At 47.5% G+C, this 2,686-nt stretch carries 2 protein-coding genes; both read left to right on the top strand.

Annotated elements, in window-relative coordinates; translation table 11 throughout:
- The first annotated feature begins 31 nt into the window (after window positions 1-31).
- A complete protein-coding gene (locus O9332_RS11865) occupies window positions 32-181 on the top strand; it encodes a hypothetical protein (RefSeq protein ID WP_502846651.1) in 150 nt (49 codons plus the stop codon).
- A 7-nt stretch (window positions 182-188) separates the two neighbouring features.
- Entirely contained in the window at window positions 189-2,282 is a 2,094-nt protein-coding gene (locus tag O9332_RS11860) for a secretin GspD/PilQ domain-containing protein (RefSeq protein ID WP_002758750.1), read from the top strand.
- Window positions 2,283-2,686: the final 404 nt, after the last annotated feature.

The raw sequence follows: 2,686 nt of genomic DNA, 5'->3' as shown, positions 1-2,686 counted from the left end.
AACCCTTATATAGAAAGGCATTTAGCGATTTTTGTCAATTGTTTTTTATCTAGAGCGAACTAATCAATTAAGTCTCTTGCCAGATAAGGATTTAGTCGATTTATGCCCCCCTATCGAACCATACCAAGTAACGAAGAACCCCGTTTTTTATCCGTTGAATCCCCCAATTGTTGAGGAGTGAAATTAAAGTGAATTCGTCCCGTTATGCCCTGTTTATCCCCCAAATTGCCTCGTTTTTATTGATGGCTCCCCTGAGCGCTTTGGCCGAAACCCCCATTTCCTTCGATGGTTCAGAGTTAAAATCGAGTACATCAAAAATTGAATTTTCGCAAGAGTTTAGTCAAGAAAATTTACAAAAAAGACCTAAGAATTTCGTTCCCACCCCCGATGCCGTAGAAAAGGAGATCAGCGATCGCATTTTAGCTAGTGAAAAACTACTGGCCCAAAGTGCGCCCCTTGTCCCCAACCCCGAAATTATCATTCAAGGCGCACCCCAAGCCCCCGGCGCTCCCACCCTACCCCGGGCTGTCGCCCCACCGGTGGGAGATATTGCCATCTCTAACATCGATGCTAGTGCCGAAAAGGTCAAATTCGAGCGTAATATGATTGTACCTCGTGTTTTACTCCGGGAAGCTTCCGCTAGAGAAGTGTTAATGACCCTTGCTAACTATGCCGGTTATAACGTCGTTTTCACCAGCGCCCAGGGGGAAACTAACGCCACCTCTCAGACAGTTTCCTTGGAATTTACTAACGAATCGGTGGAAAGCATTTTTAACGCCGTGTTGTTAGTTTCTGGACTCCAGGCCAACCGTCAGGGTACAACTATCTTTGTTGGGGCGCAATTACCCCAAGGCGCTCGTAATCTGATTAGCCGCACCCTGCGTCTCAACCAAGTTAAATCTGTCGCCGCCGCCACTTTCCTCGCTACCCAAGGGGCAGAATACCAGCGTTTAGTTACCCAAACCGAGGATATCGTCGATCCCCTCACCGGACGAGTCATCGGTCGCCGGGATGTTCCTCCCACCCTAGAGCCACTGGCCCCCCAAGAAACGAAAGGCTCAAAAGCTGCCTTACTTTTAACTGGTTTAAGAGTTGCCGCCGACGAGCGCCTTAATTCTATCAATTTAATCGGCGAAGCGCGGCAAGTCCAGATCGCCACCTCTTTATTAACCCAACTAGATGCCCGTCGCCGTCAGGTGGTAGTTAATGTCAAAGTTATCGATGTCAACCTACTCAATACAGACCGTTTTAACAGTAGTTTTTCCTTCGGTTTTAACGATGGTTTCTTTGTTCAAGATAACGGGGCGGCAGTGCTGAACTTTGGTAATATGAACCCACCTAGTAGCTCAACTGTAGGCAGACCGGGGGCTTTTGCACAGCCTGTTGTGCCGATTTTCGATATCATATCGGGTACGGGGACAGCAGAAATTCAACCTTTTATTGACATTCAGAATGGCGCTCCTTTTGGCCGTGTTAACCAGGGACCGAATGACTTTTTAGGGGGTCTAACACCCTACTCGCGCCCTAGTTTTGGTCGCACTGTTAACCCCTTTCAACCCGGTTTGAGTGATATTAATATTGACCCAGAGACGGGAATAATAGAGTATGAATACGAACCCCCGACCCTATTCCAGTATCCCCAAAAATTCCTGATGACCCTGCAAGCCTCAATTCAGACAGGAAATGCCAAGATTCTCACCGATCCCTCCCTAGTGGTGCAGGAAGGTCAACAGGCCACCGTTAAGCTCACCGAGAAAGTGCTAGAAAGTGTGGAGACAAGTGTAGATCCTCTCAGTGGCGAACGCACCACTGTCCCTGTACTGGCCGATGCTGGATTAACTTTAGCGGTAAACATCGATCAGGTGGATGATAACGGCTTTATTTCCCTGTCGGTTAGCCCTACCATCGGCTCTCCGGGGTCTCCAATTCAATTTGATAGCGGTGGTGGAACAGTCAACACCCTTACCCCTCTGATTCGTCGGGAATTGACTTCTGGTTTAATTCGTCTCCGGGATGGACAGAGTTTAATTCTTTCCGGCATTATCCAAGAGCGCCAACAGAGTTCTGAGACAAAAGTGCCTATTTTAGGGGATATTCCCATTTTAGGGGCTTTATTCCGCAGTCGTACCAATCGCAACGATCGCTCGGAGGTGATTATTCTCCTCACTCCCAAAATCATCGAAGATACGGCCACCTCTACCCTCGGCATCAACTATCAACCGGGCCAAGATGCGGCGGAAATGCTTCAGCGTCAAGGTTTCCCCGTGCAGCCGCGACAGTAATCAGTAATCAGTTATATAGGGCTGGCTGAATAAATCTTAAAACCTTGTTGGATAAGACTTTTAGACTTTTTGTCAATCAAAAAGTACCAGGCATGGGAGTGATCAGGGGGCAAATTCAGGGACTTTTTCCCTGAAAATGGGTAAAACCCCACACCCTGCCCCACGAAAAACTTTTTCAGCAAGCCCTAACCTGCATTATTCATGAACCAAAAAACAAGGAACCCGAAAAACTGGATTTACATCCAGTTTTTTTGGGGGTTAAATAAGTAGGGTCTGCTGAAAAAGTTTTTCCTGGGGGTAGGAGTCAGTAGCCGGTCGTCAGGAGTCGGTCGTTTCAGGCTTTGTTGCCCTTGTTTTTTGTACCAAGCGATGTACCACAAGAAGGATAATGCAAGGTTTTTGAA

Source organism: Microcystis sp. LE19-10.1B, from assembly GCF_027530565.1.
Classification (GTDB): domain Bacteria; phylum Cyanobacteriota; class Cyanobacteriia; order Cyanobacteriales; family Microcystaceae; genus Microcystis; species Microcystis aeruginosa.
Note: the sequence above shows the minus strand (reverse complement) of the source record. Positions and strands in the feature narration are given on the sequence as shown.